At 56.9% G+C, this 20,301-nt stretch carries 11 protein-coding genes; 3 read left to right on the forward strand and 8 right to left on the reverse strand.

Annotated features, from left to right (window positions below):
- Positions 1 to 18 precede the first annotated feature (18 nt).
- Complete coding sequence (locus tag HFP54_RS02305; protein ID WP_235951194.1) at positions 19 to 1,515, reverse strand: sulfatase-like hydrolase/transferase; 1,497 nt, start codon at positions 1,513 to 1,515, stop codon at positions 19 to 21.
- Between the two features lie 107 nt (positions 1,516 to 1,622).
- Between HFP54_RS02305 and HFP54_RS02310 the strand changes: the two genes are divergently transcribed.
- The 3 genes from HFP54_RS02310 (at position 1,623) to HFP54_RS02320 (ending at position 5,577) form a co-directional block, all read left to right on the forward strand.
- Positions 1,623 to 2,921 carry a PHB depolymerase family esterase gene (locus tag HFP54_RS02310; protein WP_168563905.1) on the forward strand — a complete coding sequence of 433 codons (1,299 nt, stop codon included), beginning with the start codon at positions 1,623 to 1,625 and terminating at the stop codon, positions 2,919 to 2,921.
- A 209-nt stretch (positions 2,922 to 3,130) separates the two neighbouring features.
- Positions 3,131 to 4,387 carry an HlyD family secretion protein gene (locus HFP54_RS02315; RefSeq protein WP_168563906.1) on the forward strand — a complete coding sequence of 419 codons (1,257 nt, stop codon included), beginning with the start codon at positions 3,131 to 3,133 and terminating at the stop codon, positions 4,385 to 4,387.
- Positions 4,384 to 5,577, forward strand: a complete 1,194-nt coding sequence (locus HFP54_RS02320; RefSeq protein ID WP_206035959.1) for a prenyltransferase/squalene oxidase repeat-containing protein — start codon at positions 4,384 to 4,386, stop codon at positions 5,575 to 5,577. Before HFP54_RS02315 ends, HFP54_RS02320 begins: the two co-directional genes overlap by 4 nt.
- A gap of 147 nt (positions 5,578 to 5,724) precedes the next feature.
- On the opposite strand, the gene HFP54_RS02325 is transcribed toward HFP54_RS02320, so the two are convergent.
- The 7 genes from HFP54_RS02325 to HFP54_RS02355 all read right to left on the reverse strand — a co-directional run bounded on the left by HFP54_RS02325 (position 5,725) and on the right by HFP54_RS02355 (position 20,289).
- Complete coding sequence (locus HFP54_RS02325) at positions 5,725 to 8,619, reverse strand: TlpA family protein disulfide reductase (RefSeq protein ID WP_168563907.1); 2,895 nt, start codon at positions 8,617 to 8,619, stop codon at positions 5,725 to 5,727.
- A 122-nt stretch (positions 8,620 to 8,741) separates the two neighbouring features.
- Entirely contained in the window at positions 8,742 to 9,755 is a 1,014-nt protein-coding gene (locus HFP54_RS02330) for a prenyltransferase/squalene oxidase repeat-containing protein (RefSeq protein WP_197137592.1), read from the reverse strand.
- Positions 9,756 to 9,834: 79 nt separating this feature from the next.
- A complete protein-coding gene (locus tag HFP54_RS02335; protein WP_168563909.1) occupies positions 9,835 to 11,628 on the reverse strand; it encodes a hypothetical protein in 1,794 nt (597 codons plus the stop codon).
- Positions 11,625 to 14,897 (reverse strand): hypothetical protein, encoded by a 3,273-nt coding sequence (locus HFP54_RS02340; protein ID WP_168563910.1) that lies wholly within the window; start codon positions 14,895 to 14,897, stop codon positions 11,625 to 11,627. The genes HFP54_RS02335 and HFP54_RS02340 overlap by 4 nt, the downstream gene beginning before the upstream one ends.
- A gap of 129 nt (positions 14,898 to 15,026) precedes the next feature.
- Positions 15,027 to 17,237, reverse strand: a complete 2,211-nt coding sequence (locus tag HFP54_RS02345; RefSeq protein ID WP_168563911.1) for a hypothetical protein — start codon at positions 17,235 to 17,237, stop codon at positions 15,027 to 15,029.
- The gene (locus tag HFP54_RS02350; RefSeq protein ID WP_168563912.1) at positions 17,234 to 19,336 is read right to left on the reverse strand and encodes an N-terminal double-transmembrane domain-containing protein; all 2,103 of its coding nucleotides are present in this window, start codon (positions 19,334 to 19,336) and stop codon (positions 17,234 to 17,236) included. The genes HFP54_RS02345 and HFP54_RS02350 overlap by 4 nt, the downstream gene beginning before the upstream one ends.
- Positions 19,333 to 20,289: a DUF58 domain-containing protein gene (locus HFP54_RS02355; RefSeq protein WP_146412191.1), complete on the reverse strand. Its 957-nt coding sequence runs from the start codon at positions 20,287 to 20,289 to the stop codon at positions 19,333 to 19,335. Before HFP54_RS02355 ends, HFP54_RS02350 begins: the two co-directional genes overlap by 4 nt.
- Positions 20,290 to 20,301: the final 12 nt, after the last annotated feature.

Below are 20,301 nucleotides of genomic sequence, written 5' to 3' on the forward strand. Positions count from 1 at the left end.
GCCAGCCGTTCCCCTGTGCTATTGCTGGGCAACAGTCCATACATGGGAATCTTCAACCAGTGCTTTGTATTCGGATCGAATCTTTTGGCTCAGGGTTTGAGTCAGCGTTTCGTCCTGGCCGGCCAAGTTATCGGACTCACCGATGTCGATGGTCACGTCATAAATCTCGATGTCGGTCAGTTCCGCATCACGAACCGAAGGATAAGTTTTCTGGGTGATGTTTTGCATTAGCGGTATTTTTCCACCATTCAACTTGGCCAGCACTTTGTAGTTTCCCGATCGCATCGCTACGCGACATTCATTGATCGCGTTGTAGTAGCACCAAACCAGTGGCTTTTTGCGATCGATCTTGTTCCCATGCAGTGCCGGACGGAAATCCGTTCCATCAAGCGAAAGATCCTGGGGCGGTTGGCTTCCGGCCAGCAAGCAGAACGTCGGTAGGAAGTCGAGTGACGAGACAGGCTGGGAAACGATTTGTCCGGCGGCGACCTTGGCCGGCCAATTCATGATCCCCGCGACTCGAAATCCTGCATCCGTGGTGTGCAATTTCATGCCCCGCAGCGGTCCAGGGGTTCCATAGGAACGTTTCGCACGTTGGTACCGTTTGAGTGTTTCGGGGCCGTTGTCGGAGGTAAAGATGATCAACGTGTTTTCACGCTGGCCCAATTCTTCCAATCCCTTTACCAATCGCCCGACGGCAGCGTCGACGTTCGCGACATTGGCAAAGTACTGTGCTTGGTCCTCGTTCTTCGCCATCGGCAAGTACTGTTGGACCAACTCCTGCGGAGATGCGACTGGTTCGTGTGGTTCATGAAACGGCAGGTACAGAAAAAACGGTTGTTCGTCGTCTGCGGTGTCTTGAAGCCAATCCAGTGCTTCGGTAACGACAAACTGGCAACTGAACTCGTCGACTTTGCCGATCGGTTGACCGTTGCGAACAAAGTTGACCGGTTGCTGGTGTGACGGCGATGCGTTGTTTTGAGTGCCAAGCCAATGATCGAATCCAAAGTCATCGGGTTGAGCTTGTGACGGATGGTTGAACTTGCCGTTGCAGTGCCATTTACCCGCCATGCACGTCGCATACCCGGCCTGTTTCAGCAAGGCGGGAATCGTCACTGCCCCCTTTTGCAGATGGACCTGCTCGCGTGCGTCCGGCCGAGGCTTTTGCGATGGGGGAATCCAGTCGTACACTCCCGCTCGGTTCGGGCTGCGTCCGGTCAGCAAGCCGACACGCGAAGGTGAACAAACCGGCGCTGCCGAATAGAAGTCGGTAAAGCGAATACCCCCATCGGCCAAGGCGTTCAAGTTTGGCGTTTTGATGATCGGATGACCGTAGCACTCAAGGTCGCCATAGCCGAGATCGTCGCACAGGACGACGACGATGTTGGGACGATCGTCCGCACCCTGTGCCTTGGCGACCGGCATGGCAACCAGTACGGCACAAAGAAATAGAGCGGCGGGAAGCAGTGCGGCACGAATTGGTGTCGCGGTAATCAGTGAGAGAAAGTTTTTCATCAGTCATCCGTTCTCGGTGCGGGGAATCCAACGTCGAAACGTTAGCCCGTGTATTCTAATCGCACTCGCCCTCCCCACGTTGCCCCACCTTTTTGCCGCCCACTGACATGATGCCGACGATACGGTTGCTTGGTTATTCGCTTGCGCTTTTTTGCGTCACCCCGCTGCTCGCAGATTCCTTTTCGGTCCATGTGCCCCCATCAGCCAACGGGTCGCAGTTGCAAATCGGTGTCACTTTTAATCTGTGGATTCCGGATGACACCGCGACGTTGCGCGGCGTCGTTGTGCATCAGCATGGATGCGGCGAAGGCGCTTGCCGAAGCGGGGAAACGGCGGCGACGGATTTACACTGGCAAGCCTTGGCACGCAAATGGGACTGCGCGTTGCTCAGTCCCCGCTACCACCAGAGCCAAGATCAGGATTGCCGATTGTGGTGCGATCCGCGTCAGGGGTCGGGAAAAGCCTTTGTTGCCGCGCTCGAGCAACTGGCCGATCAGTCACGACATCCCGAACTGGCACGCGTTCCCTGGTGTTTGTGGGGACATTCCGGTGGTGGTTTCTGGGCCAGTCTGATGCAGATGGAATATCCGCAGCGGATCGTTGCGATCTGGTTCCAATCGGGAACGGCGCACAGTCGCTGGGTGTCTGGTGAAATCGAAGCTCCATCGATTCCGAACGCTGCCATGGGGATCCCGATGATTGCCAACCCGGGGTTTAAGGAGCGTGATCACCAGCGGTTCAACGTTGCCTACAGCGGTTGCTACGAGATGGTCAAAGACTATCGGCAACGCGGCGCACCGATCGCGTTCACACCCGATCCGAAGTCTGGACACGAGACACGAGATTCACGCTATTTGGCGATCCCGTTTTTTGACGCCTGTTTGGCAATGCGTTTGCCGGGAAAGCCAGGGACGGCCGATTTGAAACCGGTTGACTTGAACGGCGGAGTCTTGGTTCCGTTGCACGAGAATTATCAAGACGTGACTCAGCTTTCACCCATCCGTCCTCAGAATCCTTCGACCGCGAATTGGCTGCCCAATCAAGACTTGGCACTGAAATGGGCTGAGTTCATTCGCACGGGTGAAGTTGCCGACACGACCCCGCCGCCGCAGCCGAAGATGGTTTCGGCCGAAGGTAACCAAGTGCGGTGGCAAGCCGAAGCGGACTTGGAATCGGGAATTGCGGCGTTTGTGATCTTGAAGGACGGCAGCCGAATCGGCCGTGTTCCTGAGGAATCGAAAAGTCAATTTGGACGCCCACTGTTTCAAGGAAACACGTATCACGACACGCCTGCGTTTGACGCTCCTGAAATGGAATTCCTGGATCCCAGCGGAACGCCCGGGCGGTACCAAGTCATCACAGTCAATAGCGTGGGCCTGGAAAGTCAGCCAACCGCTACCGAATGAGACACAGTGCGTGTCGACAAACGGTTTTGCTTCGGAAAACGCAGACGCCGTCTGGTACCGAGAACGCCAAAAAAAATCTCGTGCGTTATGAGTTTTGGGGCGATGAAGGATGCCGCTTTCGTCGCAGTTGCTGGACTTGGGGTCGATCGCTTGCGATCATGGGTGGAATCGGTCGCCTGACCCTTTCGATCCATCGACGGCTACGCATCATGAAATTCCGAACATTCTCATTCATGTGGTTGTTGGTAACCGCATTACCGCTGCTTGCAGATTCGCCGGCGGAACAAGAAAAACAATCTGACAATAAGGCGGACCCGAAGACGGCCACCGAGGTGTCACCGCCGATCAAACTGGACGGGATCTTTCAAGCGGTGCGTCAGTCGGAATTGATGGTCGACAACGAGCAACTGACGGAATTCAAGCTGCTGCGGATTTTGCCGCACGGAACGACCGTCAAAGCCGGGGCTCCCGTTATCTGGTTCGATACCGATGGGTTGGACGAAAAACTAGAGAAAGCCGAAACGGAATATCGACTTGCCGAACTGCAAATGGAAGCTGATGAGTTTGCGTACGAACAGTTTCTTGAGTCACAGGAGCTTGACCGTGACGCGGCCAAACGGGCGCGAGACAATGCCCGCAGCGACTATGACCATTTCATGAAGACACAGTTGGAACGCGAGATTGCCGACGCGAAGCAGGATCTAAAGTCCGCTGAGTTTTCTGTCGAGAGCGCGAAGGAAGAACTCGACCAACTGACACAGATGTACGAGGAAGATGATCTGACCGAGGAGTCCGAGGAGATTGTCTTGCGTCGCGCCCAATTCACTTACGAATCGGCGATGCACCGTCTGACGAACTCCAAGATCCGCATCCGACGTTCTTTGGACGTGTTGATCCCACGCCGCGAAGCCAGTCAAGAAGAAACGCTGGACCGGGCGTTGATGCGGTACGACAAGGCGATGCACGATTTGGACATCGCCCAACGCAAACGCGAACTGGAGATGGAAAGAAAGCGAGAGGACGTCGAAGAAACGCTGCGCGACTATGAACAGATGCGTGAAGAACGCAAGGACGTGGTTCTAAAGGCACCGCACGACGGAATCGTTTTGCACGGCAAGCTCAATCGGGGCAAACTGTCTGACAAACCGGTTTCGTGGTCGCCCGGCAGCAAGCTGGCAAATCGAACGGTGATTGCGACCATCGCCGATCCGGCCAAACTGCAGGTGCGTGTCGATCTTCCCGAACAGCACCGGGCATTGATAGAGCCTGGCAAGCCGGTGACGCTGACCGCCAAAGCGATGCCTGACGTCAGTTTTGCCGCAAAGGTGCGTGAGGTTGCCGAAGTGCCTTACGTTCCCGGGAAATTCGACTGCGTGATTTCCGTTCCGATGAGGAAGGTGTCCGGTGTTCGTCCGACGATGGCGTGCGAAGTCGAAATCGAACAGCAAGTGCAGGATGACGAATGAGATTTTCGCTAGCCTGCGTGACGATCGGCTGTGTTTTGCAGTGGATGGGCGTCATCGCTACCGGTGAATCGTCGGCGCAGGAAATCGTTCCGGCGACCGACCCACAGTCGCTGCCGAGCATCGAGACGATCGATTCGGGTCAGGTGGATGCGTCGCTTGCACGCGGGATCGCCTTTCTGATCGAAGACCAGAACCCCAACGGTTCGTGGGGATCGGCGACAAAAACCAAAGGATTGAACATTTTCGCTCCCGTTCCGGGCGCCCACCATGCGTTTCGGGCTGGCACGACTTCGTTGTGCTTGAGTGCGTTGTTGGAAACAGCACCTGAGGATGACAAGGCGGCCCAAGCGTCGATCGATCGAGCCGAAGATTGGCTTTTCGAGCACATTTCCCATCTGCGTCGGGCGACCGGTGATGCGATCTACAACGTGTGGGGACACTGTTATGCGATCCAGGCCCTGGTGCGATTGCACCAGCGGCACGATGGAGATGCGGAAAAGCAACAACGGATTGTGAAATTGCTGAACGAGCAATTCGAGCGTTTGCAAAGATACGAATCGGTAGACGGTGGATGGGGTTACTACGACTTTCGCTATCAAGCGAATCAGCCGACATCGGATTCGATCAGTTTCGTCAATGGTGCGATTTTGGTCGCCCTTGCCGAAGCAAACGAAATCGGCGTCAAACCACCAGATCGAATGGTGGATCGTGCGATCGCGGCGCTTCAGCGTCAGCAGAAACCTGATTTCTCGTATCTGTACGGCGAGTACTTGAAAGACCGTCCGGCTCGTGAGATCAATCGTCCTGGTGGGAGTCTTGGACGAAGCCAGTGCTGCAACGTGGCGCTACGAATGTGGAATCAGCCGGAGGTCACCGATGACGTTTTATCGAAATGGCTGACGCGACTGTACTTGCGAAATGGCTGGCTGGACATCGGACGAAAACGTCCCATCCCTCATGAGTCATGGATGCAGGTCGCGGGATACTTCTATTACTTCGGGCACTACTACGGCGCATTTGCTTTGGAGCAATTGCCGGCGAAACAGCAGAAGCGTTTCGCCCCATATTTGGCGAAACTGATGTTGGACCGACAGGAAAAGAATGGTTCGTGGTGGGATTACCCGCTGTACGACTACCATCGCCCGTACGGCACCGCGTTCGCCTTGATGACATTGCATCGATGTCGATAGAAGCAATCCCATTCTGGGCACTGTCTAGCAAACGTCGCCCGGGCGGGCAGGACCGCGAGTTCCCGGTGGTGAGTGTCGTCCGTCGGCCGGTCGCGGGCTATCGTCATCGTCTCCAATTCAATGGAAACAGCGATTGATAGACAATCCCTAGTCGACATTGGCCTCGGGCGACGTCATCGAATCAAGTAACGATTTCAGCCGCGCGATCATGAAATCGCCGCCACCCACAAACACACCGGCGACGTTGCCTTCCCGGTCGATCACTACCAACTGTGGAATGGCATCGGCTTGGTAACGTTCTGCTGCAATGCCATCGATGTCCATCGCAACTTCCGGTTGAATGTTCATCCGTCGCAGGCTGCTTCGGATCTGTGCGTCAGCGTCACTAACGTTGATCGTCATCAGGCGGACCAGTTCGGACTCGTACTGTGCGGCCACTTCATCAACCTTTGGCATCGTCTGCATGCAGGGGGCGCACCAGGATGCCCAAAAGTCGACCAGAACGATTTCGCCGCGATATTCTGACAACCGAAATCGACCGCCTTCGACCAAGGGCAGATTGATTTCAGGGGCCTTTTGGCCGTTCAACGGGTGTGGCGGCACCGTCAATTCGCCACGCATCGCGGCAGCGACAACCGGTTCTTTCGCAAGCTTCATGACCCAGGAACCATAGGCGGCGGGACCGGAGGCTTGCCCGATTGCACGTCCCAAAACCAGCCGTTCCAGTTGATTCAAGTCAACCTGGCAATCTCCAAAAACACCGTGACGACCCACTAATGTTGGGTCGTCCAGGCCCGCGGGCACAAAGGTCAGCCGGTCATTCCCGTTGCGAAAAACCGCTTGGATGTGATCGTCAAACCTAGTCTCGGGATTCCGGTCATCGGGGGAATCGGACGGGGTTGGTGAATCCTTGTTTTCCTTTGACGCCAACAAATCTTCCGGATGCAACCAGATGATTTGTGTGATTCGGTTTCGGGGAACGGACAACTCATGCATCCGTGCCGTGACCGCGACGGCGTCTTCGTCGATCGAAACCATTTGGCATCGCATCATGTCGCCGTTGGCCGCGATCAGCAAATGCGTTGGCGGCGAGTCGTGCTGAGATCGTGGCAGCGTCAATAATCGTTGGCGTTTGGCTTGTTCCAGATTCGGGATCTTTGTCTTCAGATCAAATTGCACGGCCTTGATCTGGTTGTCGGGCAAAATCGACACGCCACTTTCGGCGGAGCGGATCTGTAGACCATCTTTGGCCACCCCCAAGACGTCACAGCTGAAATGGTCTCCTGACACCAGATAGACGTGATGCGTAAACGCATCTTTCGCTGGTCCGCTCGACGGAGCATCCTTGATGGAACGATCGGATGATGTCGTTGCGGTGGCTGGATCAGGCGAACGGTTTTCCCGAAGTTCGGTTAGTCGTTTGCGAGCATCTTCGATTTGCGACCGTCCCGATGGATCCGGTGTCGCTGAGTTCGTTTGTGCCGTCGAAACGGATGCTGATGGTTTGCGAATCACACCGCTGACCGACGGAGCGAAACTTGCGGCGGTCTGGCTGCCGCGTGCCTGCCATGCCAGAGTGGCCAAGCCGCTGCGGCGTTCCCCATCATCCCCATCAGCGGCGGCGTTGATCGCGGCAGTCAGTCGCCCCAAGGTTCGGTGGTCATCCTGTTGCAAGACCGACAAGTCATCCTCGATCGTCTGCCAAGGATGTTCACGCCAATGGATTAGACGCACGCGTCGTCGGGGCAGTTTCCCGAGGTGACCGGTCGCGGCGTGGCGAATCTGAATGTGCGTTGGTGTGACTTTCTGGACGCGGCCAAGCAAGCGTCCGCCGTCACCAAGCAAAAGGGTTGCGATGTCTTTTTGCTGAATCGCATCGTCAGCCGATTCGATATCGGATGGTCGCGGGAAATTGATTCCGGCGATCTGTTTCATTGCAATGGATTCCTGCTGCTGATCCGCAGCCATGACCAAACTTTCACCGTCCGATGTCAATTCTGCGGTTCGGCCCGTCACGACCTTGCCATCAATCGTCACGACGCTGATCACCGCGTCGTCTGTATCGGACTGTGGGCCGGCGTCGCCGATCCATTTCGCCACCCGCAGCCGTCGCAGATAGGTTGTGCCTTCCCGATTGGTGACGGAAATGCCGGTGCCGTTTGCGATGCGGACTCGCGGCAAATCGTCGGACGGCTCGGTCGCTTCATCGTCTTTCGGTTCCGCAGCGAGCTGACCGGCCAGCGAACCATCGGAATGATAGACGGTGATCGTGTCAGCGTCCTGGTCCAGAAAAGCGATCAAGCGAATCGATGAATCGTCTTCCAGCGTGGTCAGAATGTCCAAGTCGGCGGAGTGTTGCCGTTCGCGAAAGACCGCCAGCGTGCGTCCGATGCTGGTGATCGCCCAGCCCGAGGAAACCTCAGGTGATTGCGTGGGGTCACAGCCGAGCGAGACGTGAAAGTTGGGGGCACCTTTCCAGGAAAGTTCCAGTTCGATGATGGCGCGATTCGGCACTCCCAGGTCACCCATCAACACTGCATCGGCGCGGTCGGACCCCAATGCGATGCCCTCTTCGAACCAGCCCTCGTTGTTCCAGTGGTTGCCCGACCAATCTTGCAGTCCGGCCAAGTGCGCGAACACCAGCGTCGGATTATCGGCGACACGATACAGACGGTGCACGGCATCCAGTGGGATCTGAAGTTTTCCCAAATCCGGTTCTTTCAGCACCAATTGGTCCGCGTCGATCGAAAGCAAGTCGCACGTCAGCAAATCGCCCTGGTACAGCTCCACGGCAAACGTGGCCTGTTGTTGGTTGATTTCGTTGGCGTCCTGGAATTCCAATTTCTTGACGTGATCAATTGGAAACACGAAGGGATCGTTAAAGCCGACGCCTTGCCAGCCAAGGATCGGACCGTCCGGCGCCGGTATCCGGACATCCGCCACCTGCCCGACAATTGATTGATGATCCGAAAGCGTCAAAATTCCATCGGCGAACATCGGTGTGCGATGTGATGACGATAACGCGACCGCGATCGACAACACGGTCAGCAAGGGGGGGCGGTAGCAGCTGAATCTGGTCATGCGATGTATAGGACCGGCCGTGTCGAATCCTGGATTCTTGCCGGTGGTCGGGGAAGATTGATCAAGGTGAATGGCGATTGGCTCTAACGTTCGTAAATCGGCAGAAAGCGGTAATTCAACGCCAATGCCAATAATGACAGGCAAGTGCTGACCGACTTTCCATAACTGCCGTCAAAGCTTCCATCGGGTTGTTGGCGAGTCTTTAACGTGTCGATCAGCTTTTGGTTCCACTTCTTCCAACTCTCTTCGTCGCCTTGGAACAACGCCTGAGCCTGGTAGTAATTCTGGTATTCGACGGAACCCAATCCCGCACGTCCGCCACTGACTAACCGACTTTTGAGGTATTCCAGCGTTTGTTTGTATTGCGGCAGGTCTTTTCGACGGGCGACGGCATAGACCAAAGCGGCAATGGAAATGCGTGCCATGGATTCGTCAAAGCCACCCATGCCGCCGGCATAAGCGACTTGGCCGGAGGGGGATGTCATGCTGACGAAATACTTGATCGCACGATCAATGGCTTCGTCAGGGACTTCAATGCCGGCATTACGCGCGGCCAACAGTCCCACCAAGACGCTGCCCGACACGGAGGTGTCCGCATCGTTTCCGCTGGGGTTGTATCGCCACGCCCCATAGCTGTTTTTCTTTTGTGACGTGACGGCACAACGCACCGCCAGTTCCAGCGATTCGGCCAAAGTGATCTGCTCGGATTCGGATTCCCCCGGCCACAGATTCCGATCGTCGACCGTCCCGTAGGCTTCGGCAACCGCCAGCATGGCAAAGCCGTGGTGATACATACTGCCGCCAAAGAAACCTGTTCGCCGGCTTTGTTGACGCAACATGTTTCGCAACGTCTTACGCATAGGAACCGCATAAGCGCCGAAATTCGGATCTTCGCCCGACGCAAGGAAACACATGACCGCCATGCCGTCGACACCGGCCCCGCGATAACTGCTGTTCCAACTGCCCTGTTGGTCTTGAGAATCGATCAGGTACTGCAAGCCCGCGTCGTACATTTCACGAACTTCGCGTGGCACTGCTTCGCCGGTGCGAATCTCCAGCACTTGAGCACCACATTCCGCGGTCACAGCAAGCAGCATCCAGCAAACAATGCCGCAGACGCAGGATCGAAACGTTTTGGATGTGACCATTCGGGCGTTCAAATTCAATGCGAGTTAGCTAAGGATGGTCGGACTCAGCGTGGGCGACCATGCGTTCAAGGTCCGAATCGCTGAACGTACCCTTCAACGTTTGGGTGTCCATCGAAACGACCGCCTGACTCAGGTGGTGAAGCCGTTGTGCAAGCGTTTGATCGGTCGTGTCGGGCAAGTCCAATTTGTGCAAGTGTTCCCGCAGCTGGTGGTGTTGCTGATCGGTCAATGCGACTCGATAGCTGAAGTTGGCCAGCCACACATCGCAGGCGAATTGACGTTTGATCGCGGCGCGTTGCCGCTGCGACGCCGACCATCGGGATCGATACTCGCCGGGTACTGACCGCCACAGCTTTTGGAATGTAGAACCTTTCCCGTGCAACCCCTGCCCGATTTGATGGCGGTATTCCAAGGTCTGATGGCGGGCTTCGGCAAGCGTGGTGGTTTTGGCGTCGGGGCCGCGAAGGCGACGTTTGAACCGGGCGTAGTCATTCAGCAAGCTTTGGATGTCGGCCATCCCACCCAAACGCAGTTTTTCCTGAAGGGGCACGGGCAAGCCAGTCGCAGCGACGACGACTTCCAGCCTGGCTTCCAAACGTTTTTGCAAAATGTCTTTCACCTCGGACATGCGATTGACGTTGTTGATCAGAAGCTGGTCCAACGCATCCGTATTAATCTCGGTTGGTGTGAACGAAAGAAAATCTTGCGCGGCGACAACGACGTCAGCTTCGTCGATCACCACTTCCACGTCGACGTCTGCAACCCTTTCCAATTGGACTTCCAGTTCCTCGACGGCTTTCATTTCCACAACGTTTGCTGGGGCCTCGACGACGTCTGCTTCGACAGCGTTTTCGATCACCACGACGTCGACGGAATCGCCCGAGAGTCCGATTTCACCGGTGGCTGCGACGGGCTGAACTTCATCCTGCGAATGTTCGTTGCGTTTGGCGCGTCGAAATTTGATTGCCGACTGCCAAAGTTGCTCAATATCGGCACTGACCAGGGGCGACGCATCGGTGATGGCGCAATCAAGCCCGGCCGCAAAACGCAGGCCGTTGGAAAAATCCGATGGCCGCCGGCGATCCAATAGCTGGCGCTGGCGTGAATCCAACAGACGCCGCACCGTATTGGTTCGAACCAAAGGAGCGTCCTCTCCATATGACGGCGACAGTAATACGCCGTCGTGACGATCGCCATTGGCCTTTTCGTAGTCGATGAAGACTTGGTGCAATGGTTCAAGTTGGTCGGTACGCAGCGGAACCACTTCATCAATGGCATCCACCAAAACGGCGGCATTCGCACGACGCCACCGATCTTGGCGTTTCTGCAGGATGACTTCCCAGCGCTCCAACTGTTGAGCCGACAATGTTTCGACGAGTGCTGGTTGAATCCACTGATGAATGATCGACAGCACCGGCGGCATCGCCGTGGATTCAAACTCTCCGTCTGATTTCATGACCCAATCCGATACTTTGCTGGTCACAGTCACGCCGCGTGCCGCGATCGCCAGACGCTGTTCGGGCGTCAATTCAAAGTGCCGGTCGATCAATTCCAATTCACGCTGGACGGTGGCCTGGACCACCGGTTTGGCATCGTTGTTCAGGTCAGGATCGCCGTCGAACTGATAGTACTGCGGCCGTGTCCAGTCGGGTTCGGTCGATAGCAAACGTTGTGCAACGTTTCCGATCGCCGACAGCGTTTCGCTTAGCGGATCATCGGCGACAGCCGAGGAAAAGGTCCAGACATGCAACAGATAGATCCAACCGATGATCCGCGCGCACGCAATGCCGTCACGTCGTAATCGCGACTGGTTTGCATTCATGGCGACGCATTCCACTGTTGGATTTGATGGAAATACTGATCCAGGCCCGATCGAAATTCCTCCGGCAACGGTGTGCCGGAATTTCCGGTGTTGGTTTCGGTCCGTGTCGCTTCGCGGACTTCGTTGGCATTCAAACCGGCGCCGACCAATGCCAATGCCGCCACATCGGTATCACCTCCACCGCCGCCACCCGGATTGGCACCGCCGCCTCCGCCACCGCCGCCCTGGCACATGCGTTTGGTTTCCAACAGCAGTTCGATCACTTCGGTTTCCGCTGCAATCGCCTCGCTGCCCGTTTCAGGAGTCGCCAAAATTCCCACCGCTTCGGTCATCACGATCGACACCGAGGTCAACTTTTTCAGCTCCTTGACGAAGTGCTCGCCGGCGTCGGGCAATTCGTTGATGCGTTGCGAAACCAGGTCGGTCCGGTTTCTGAGGTCCGCCTGTTCCACCGCCAAGTTGGTGGCACGTTGGCGATAGTCATCGGCGTCCAGATCAGGGCGTGCTTGTTGGGCCTCGCGCGTGGATTCTCGCAGCTTGACTTCGGCTTCCAATATCTGCAGAACCTCCAGCACGATTGACGGGGGCAAGCTTTTCTGTGATTTTCCGCCCGGACACGATCCCGAAATGCTGGGTTCGACCAAGTCTTCCGCCCACCGGTCCAGCGTGTCGCTCCAGTATTCGGCCATGGCGACGGAAATTCCGCTCTGGTCGACCACGTCGTTGGACAATTGACCGAGTGCACCGGTGACATCTTCGCTGCGCATTTCATCCAGGACCGTCTTGAACTGGACGTAGCGGCTGCGTTCATAGTAGGCGTCCATGTCATCCATGATGTACGAAACGTCGGTCCGGTATCCGGTCAGCTTTTCGGACACCTCCGATAGGGTTGCACCGGCCTCGGCAACCTCGGATGCATCGCGTCCAAAGGTGGACTGCGAAACCGACGTCAACTGATCCGCGACGGCATCTTGTTTTCGCGATGCAGCTTTCAAGCGTTTGACCAGCGTGCTGCCTTCCATGTTGGCCATCAGTTTGTCCAGTTCGCCGACCACCTTTTCAAATTCGGCCAGCAGGTCGTCCTGTTCGGTGACCGCTTCGTCGATCTCATTTTCCTGAGGCTCGGATTCCGGCGGCTCTTGATCGGAAACGGCGTTGCCGGCCAGACGAGTGGTGGGCAGTGACAGACGGCCCGAAGACGCTTTTTGGGGGCCCGATTTAGGTTGCTTTTGCTCGCTCAGATCCAACTGAGTCGATTCGACATCGGTGACGCCGGGTGCTTTTGCGGGCGATTCGCCTTCGTCCTCCTGGTCTGATTCTGATTTGCCGGTTTGATTGACACGGTTTTTGCCAGCAGTCAAACGTTTTCTTGCCGCATCGCTGCGTGCCAGTGATTCGGATTCACCCGCTTTGCGCAACAGATCGGCGACACTAGGCATGCGGTTGCCCGAGATGTCTTTGAGGACTTGCATCATTTCGGCCCAGGATTCCATGTGCCCCACGCCGATTTCCGGATTACGCATAGCCTGGGCCAACAGCGATTCGCCCTCGCCGACCAGCCGATTTAAACGATGCCCGTTGGCACGTTCGGCACGGGCCTGAGCTTGCAGCTGACGCCGAGTCTCCGGTGCATTGAGTTGCTCTTTTGACAAGCGGCGAAGTTCACTGTTCTTTTGGTACAGTTTCAATTCGCGATCGCGAACATCCAATGATTGACGTTGCCATCGTGCCAATTGATTGGCGATCCAGATGGCGTGTTCGTCGGCCGTCAGCACATCGAACACACTGATCGGCCCCAGAACGCGTTCACGGTTTGGCAAGTAGTCTTCGACGTACAACTGAACGGCGACGCGGTCGAAACGTCGTTCCAGATCTTTGGCAGTAAATGTCCCTGTTGCTTCCAGCAAGTCCGCGTCTGGTCGACCGGCCGCGATGACTTTTTCGCCACCGTCGATCAAATTGCCTTCGTCATCGACGTGGTGCCAAAGAAGGCCGATACGTCGGATGCCGAAGTCATCACGACCGTATGCGGTGTAGGCGATGGTTTCGGAATCCAGCAACACTTGATGTCTTGGCAGACCGTCGGCGGTGACCGTCGGTGCGGCATCATTGACATCACTTAATTGCAGTTCGAACGGCTGGGCAGGCTGCAGGTTGTGGACGTCACGCCAGGAAAGCGTCAAGCGTGATGGCGATTGGACCGATTGTGGCGGCACTTCAAACGCATGCCCCGATACATCGGCGGGAGAGTCGTTGATTTCGGCCGATCGCAAATCACGCGATGTGTTGACCAGCAGTTCGACCTGGCTGCCGCGGACGACGGACAGGGATCCGCCACGAAGCGTTTGAATGATCGGTTCATCGCGCTGAAGATAGGCCGGCAAGTGGATGGTCGCTTCGATATCGGCCAATTCCGGACGTGTGACGGGAACCAGTTTGGTGGTGCCGCGATAATCGCCGGCCGACAGTTCCAACGCGCCTTCCTGGTAACGTCCGGGTAAATGAAAGTGATAGCCTTCGTCGTCAATCGATGCCGATTGTTGTCCATCGGCCAATCGTGCTGTGGCAATCTCTGGTCGACTTTCGGTGGAACCCGCCAATGCCACATCAAAATCAAACGCTTCGCCGTGAGCGACGATCATCTGATCCGGCAAAGGTTCGATTTGGGTGAACGTGAATCGAGACACGTCCGACCAAGGCGTCAGGTATCGAGACCAAGCGTTGCCGGTTGCAGCGGCGGAAATCCCTGTCAAACACCCCAAGCCGATCAGCATGATGGCGGCGGTCAGCGATCGCTGACCGTGCATCGGGTGTGGGATCGCATGCCGCAAGTCGGCATGGTCCACATCGTCACTGACCTGATCGATCGCGGCACGCACCAAACGTGGCGATCGGCCCTGTTCGTCCGCGTTGTCTGCAAGCTCGATGACGCCCATCAATCGATCGCCGATGGCCGGGCGGGTGGTGGTCAGTAATTCGGCGACTTGATGAAGCGTCCGACGTCGAACGATCCAGTGATAAATTGCCCAGGGCACCACCATCAGCACCGCTAGGGAACCGATCAGAATCAGCGTGCGGATCCATGCCGGTGTGTCGACGAAACGGTCGACGATGAACACCAAAAAGAATCCAAACAGTACGCCCGCCACCGCCAAGGCCAACGCTTCCCACAATTTCAGGGTCCACAATCGGCGTCGAAACACCGTCATCGACCGCTTCAGCGTATCGGGCAGTTGGACGTCGGGCTGGGGGGCGATGCTGTCGGACACTCAGACAGACTCCGGTTCACAACGGCAGGCGGGCGGATGGTTTCGGCAGGGGCGAATGAGGGATCATTCAACAGTGAATCATTCTAGGCGACCCCACCCCAATGGGTCGCAAAAAATCAGGGGACGTTCCTAAATCAGTCCGACGATTTTTCGACCGACCCAGAACAACGCCAAGGCGAACAACAAAATGGCCATCGTCACTGGATGGCACCACAATTGGACCCGTCGGATCTCCGGTGGTGGTAGCGGCAGATCGGCCAATCGATCCAAGATTTGGTCGACCTGGTCCACGCGGACCGACAATCCGCCGGTCAAGGTTGCCAATTCGTCCAACACTTCGGGGCGGGCTGGTTGCCCGATCGTTTCCACCACTTGGCCCTGGACGAAAAAGTTGGTCTGTAGATCTGACGGGGACTCGGGCGATGTCACCATCACTTCGTGACGCCCCGGATCTTCGGGAACGAACGTGCCGCGATAAACGCCCCATTGATCGCCCTGGGCTGTCAAGCGAACCGTTTCTACCGTGCCGGTCGGCGATTCAATGCGAGCGACAACGTTTCCATTTTCAAGCGGTTCGCCGCTTTCGGAAATCACATGAGCGGTCAGCGACATGGTTTGGCGTCGCGACGGCTGGTCGGGCGAGTAATAAAAACGCATGGAATCGCCGCGTGCCATGTTTCGTTGATACGCCATCCAACGAACGACTTGTCCCCAGAATCGATAGTGGTATTTGTCTTCGACGCCTTTCCGCCAACGCCAGGCGCCGTCGGTCCCCATGAACAAGACTTTGCCGGCACCAAACGTTCGCGTGACCAATAACGGCAGACGACCGTATTGATTGCTGACTTCGCCATGAACCGCCAGTGTTTCGGTGCCCGGTCGGCTGCGAACCACCGGCGCGAACCACTGGAAACCGGGCAAGCCTTCCCAGACTTGTGCGTTTTCCTCTTGGGTGTCGGCCAATTTGGTCAACAGGCTGCGGCGACCCGCTTCGGACAGTTGAAAATGTCCCGCATCGGCCGCGCCCCAGCCTTCCGGTTGCAGTGAATCCAAATCGACCGGATACAGTTGATTTAGGTCGGTGTCTAACAAATCGAATTGGTTTCCCTGCCAACCCGGCATCAGCACCAGGCCGCTGGCTTGGAATTGAACCAGACCTTTCAGTAGATTCGTCTGTTCTCGGGTCAGTTGGTCTTCGCCAATGCCAACGTCGCCTAGGAAGACCACGTCAAATGGCGACAGTTCCTCAATGGTTTCCGGAAACGATTTGATGTAATCGGTCGAACCACCGCCGGTGGATTCCAAGTTGGGATGGAACAACAAGCAAGCGACATCGATTCCCGGATCACGCGACAGCGCGTTTCGAAGGTAACGGTATTCCCATCGTGGAATCGACTCGATCACCAGCACACGCAGTCGCTCGCGGCGGATGGCGATCGGTGATGTGCGCTGGTTGTTGGATTTGATTTCGTCGTCCGGGTGGTCAGGCAAGCTGACCGTGATTTCGTAGTCGCCGACTTCGTCTGGTTTCCATAAAAACGCGTCGGCCGTCTTGGACATCGGTTCGATCTCCACCGATCGGTCCATCGTTTCACCATCGGATGATTTCAGGCTGACCGTGGCGGCGACCTTGCGGGGCAACGAGCTTTGGATCGTGAATGGAATTCGGACGGTTTTTCCCAGCGTTGCAAACGTCGGCACGTCCAAGTTGACCAATTCCAGGTCGGGCAATTTTTGTGGGCTGCCCACTTTGACGCCGTACACCGGGACATTTTGCATTCGCAACTGCAGGGCCCCGTCAGCGGGCGATGCGCCTTCGTTCCAGTCCCCGTCGCTGATCACTACAACGCCCAACAGTTCGCTTATCTCCGATGCAGCCTTCTGTATCGGGCCGTTCAGATTGGTGCCACGATCAGGTTGTCCGATGGGGGCCATGACGACTTTGCGATCATCGCCGACACTTTGCCAAACGGTTTCGTCCTTCAGGCCTTCGATCGCTCTTTGCCGTGTTTGACGCTGGGCATCCACTGAAGCCGAATCGACGTCCTGGGTTCGCATGCTGGGCGAATTGTCCCACAGCACGGCGATGGTCGGTTCAGTTTCCGGTTGATACTGGCTTTCCCACTCGGGCTGGTTCAACAGTACTGCGATCAACAACATGATCAACAGACGCAGCGTTTCCAAAACGCCCACGCCGATCGCGAAACGGCTGCGTCGCCATGACACGAAACTGGCCCACGCAGTAACGGCAATCAAAATGACGGACAGCAATACGGAGAAATTGCTGGGCAAAAAGGTCAAGCTGGATCGTGATTGAGCGATCAAAAGGGTTTCGATCATGCCGTCGCCCCTTTGGGATCACTGCCTGGGCCGCGACTCGGTCCACCGGTGACACGTCCGCCCGAGGGTGGGGCCGACGTCCGGCGGATTCGAGGCAGGCATAACAAAGCCTCCGCCGCAAAAGCGATCATCATCAACACCAGGAACGTTCGCCAAACTTCCTGGATCAAGCTGTCGGTCGACCCGCCCACGTTTTCAATCCGGTCGTACCGAAGACCCGCGAAGATGTGATCCAGTTGATCGTTGGACACGGTCGCTTCGATGTCTTCGGATTCGCCGCGATTGATTGCGATGAATCGGTCATCATCTTGATAGACGCCCCGGTGCAACGAATAGGTCGTCGACCGACCCACATTCGGGCCGGTCAAACGCTGCCAGGTGTCGGTACCCGACTGGTTTTGTCCCGCGGTCAATTGTTGCGTCAGCCCCAAGGTGTCGGCTCCATCGGCCAACGCGCGTTGAATCAACGCATACAAAACCACCCCGTCACGAGCCAGCGAAGACTGGTCCCCGGCCACTGCCGTACCGATGAAATACACGCCGGGGGTATCGGCGATCGATCGGGCAATGATCGGGGTGCCGTCGGGCAGGTGCGCCAGGCCGATTTGATCGCCCAACACGGGGCGATGCCAGCGGATTTTTAGGTCACCCACCGGCAATGACGCACCGCTGCGGACGCCTGACAGAAGATCGTGGTCCCCGATCCAGCGACCGATCTGGACGTCGCTTTCATGTCGTAAGGCTTCGCCCCAAGAGAGCCCCGCCCAGGAGATACCCAGATCTTCATCGCCACCGGAATCTGGGGCAAAGCAGATCAGGCGTCCGCCGCGGCGCAAAAAAGGATCCAACAAAGCTTGTGTGCTTTTCGGCGGCAGCGGCCCGGTCCACAGGACCAATGCGACATCATCCAGATCGGCCTTCGCCAAGTCGTTTGGTGTCATCGCGACCGATTCGCAGCGGATCTCCGGGGTGGTGGAAATGCCCGCGGCAAGCATCAGAGGTCGTGCCGTCTCGGTGTCCCCATCAACGGCATCCTCGGTCACCACAATCGTCTTTCGAATCACCGGGCTGCCGTAGACAAAGTAATACTCATCGTCGGCCGCATTCGTGTCTGCGGGAATGGACAGCTTTCCCCAACCGGTTCGTTGTCCCGCATCCAGTGGCACGGCCCACTGGTTGATTTCGGTCAAGTCGCCGGTCTGTCGAACGTTGAATTTGCTGCGTGCACCGTTCAGGTCCAGTTCGATGGGCAATTCGCGACGAGCGGATTCATTGTTTGACACGCCCACTTGCCGGATCGTGAAGGACAGACGCAATTCACCGGCACCGGAAGCTTCCGCTGGGTCGGACCCGTTTGCTGCTGATGCGACGGTGGCCGACTGGACGCGAAGACTGCGGTTGTCCGGTGCGGATGCGGCATCGGTCAACAGATGGAATCGAACCGGTTGGCTGATCTGCCGCAACGACCGATTGATCGCATTCCAACGTCCGCTGTCGACGTTCCAATCGCTGCGTCGCAAGTCCGACACGATCCAACAATCCACACTGCCCGGTTGGTTTTCGCGGATGTACTTGGCCGCGGTTTCCAGAAGGTCGGCCGTGTCGGTGGTCGCCGCATCCGTGTCGGCTGCCGACAACTCGATCAACTGTTCGGGATTCTCCAGTTCCAAGATTTGGTCTTGGTTGGTATCGATCCACACATAGCGATCCGATCGAATGGTGTTCAACGATTCGACCAAGCGGCGTGTCAGCGTTTCCAGCTTGGTGCGTCCACCCGGCGTGATCTGGCCCATGCTGGGTGAACGGTCCAACAAGATCAGTGTTGTATCAACACGGCTGCCGATCGTTGTGCCCAGCCAACCACTGCTTAGCGGTCGAGCCACGGCGAAGATCAGACCGGCCACCACCAACGTGCGAGCGGCCAAGATCAAGTAGCGACGTAGCTTGGCATAGCCCCGCGACATGCGGTTGGCGGCCAGCAAAAACGACATCGCCGCCCAAGGTGTCGTCTGAAACCGGCGTTGATTGATCAAATGAATGATGATGGGCAAAGCAACCAGCGGCAGTGCCCACAGCATCCAGGGCTGCAGAAACGTCATCCCACACCGCCGACCGATGAAGAATCAATGGGGGACGTTTCGGCGACCGCTTGGCGACCGCCGGCCCGGCCGACCAGAAATCGACGCAATACGATTTCCACATCCTGGTCCGTGATCACCCGGTGATAATCGACGGCGCTTTCCAACATCATTTGGCGAATGCTGGTCAAGTATTCGGTCATCGCACGATGATATTGTGGTGCGATGTCGTTCGGGTCGGCAAAAACGTATTCGTCGCTTTCCATGTCGACAAAGCGTGTCGGCCGAGAAAACGTAAAGTCGATTTCTTCACGATCGATCAAGTGGAACGCCGCGACATCATGTTTGCAAAACCGCAGGTGGTCGATCGCCCGACGCAATTCGGCCGGTTCGACGAACAGGTCGCTGACGATCACGACCAAGGCGCGCTGCCGCGTCGTGTCGGCGAATTCATGAATTCGCTGGACCAATTGCGTTCCGCCACCGGGTCGGATGTTTTGCAACACATCGAACATCACCCTCAGATGACTGGGGGTGCGGCGTGGCGGCAACGTTTCGGTGATCGTTTCACCGATGCCGGTCAATCCGGCCGCATCGCCCTGTTGGATCGCAAGGTGCGCCAGCGTTGCAATGATGCGGCGGGCAAAGGACAGCTTCGTTGCCGCGGTGGAACCGTAACCCATGGAACCGCTGGTGTCCAAAATCAAGTGGCACCGCAGATTCGTGTCCGCTTCGAATTCTTTGACATAGAACCGGTCGGAACGTCCATAGGCACGCCAATCCAACCGCCGCAAATCATCGCCGGGAACGTAGCGGCGGTATTCCGCAAATTCGACGCTTGAACCGCGGTGCGGGCTGGCGTGCATGCCGGACACATTTCCCAACATTGCCTGCCGCGAATACAAAGGGATCGACGACAGTCGAACCAGCATCTGTGGGTCTAGGAAATCGCGGTGTTGTGCTTGCGGGATCATCGCGGTGTGGCT

This window comes from Crateriforma spongiae, assembly GCF_012290005.1.
GTDB classification, from domain to species: domain Bacteria; phylum Planctomycetota; class Planctomycetia; order Pirellulales; family Pirellulaceae; genus Crateriforma; species Crateriforma spongiae.

Coding starts and splice junctions, on each gene's coding strand:
- HFP54_RS02305 (WP_235951194.1), bottom strand. CDS start 1,515: ATGAAAAACTTTCTCTCACTGATTACCGCGACACCAATTCGTGCCGCA.
- HFP54_RS02310 (WP_168563905.1), top strand. CDS start 1,623: ATGATGCCGACGATACGGTTGCTTGGTTATTCGCTTGCGCTTTTTTGC.
- HFP54_RS02315 (WP_168563906.1), top strand. CDS start 3,131: ATGAAATTCCGAACATTCTCATTCATGTGGTTGTTGGTAACCGCATTA.
- HFP54_RS02320 (WP_206035959.1), top strand. CDS start 4,384: ATGAGATTTTCGCTAGCCTGCGTGACGATCGGCTGTGTTTTGCAGTGG.
- HFP54_RS02330 (WP_197137592.1), bottom strand. CDS start 9,755: ATGCTGCTTGCTGTGACCGCGGAATGTGGTGCTCAAGTGCTGGAGATT.
- HFP54_RS02335 (WP_168563909.1), bottom strand. CDS start 11,628: ATGAATGCAAACCAGTCGCGATTACGACGTGACGGCATTGCGTGCGCG.
- HFP54_RS02345 (WP_168563911.1), bottom strand. CDS start 17,237: ATGATCGAAACCCTTTTGATCGCTCAATCACGATCCAGCTTGACCTTT.
- HFP54_RS02350 (WP_168563912.1), bottom strand. CDS start 19,336: ATGACGTTTCTGCAGCCCTGGATGCTGTGGGCACTGCCGCTGGTTGCT.
- HFP54_RS02355 (WP_146412191.1), bottom strand. CDS start 20,289: ATGATCCCGCAAGCACAACACCGCGATTTCCTAGACCCACAGATGCTG.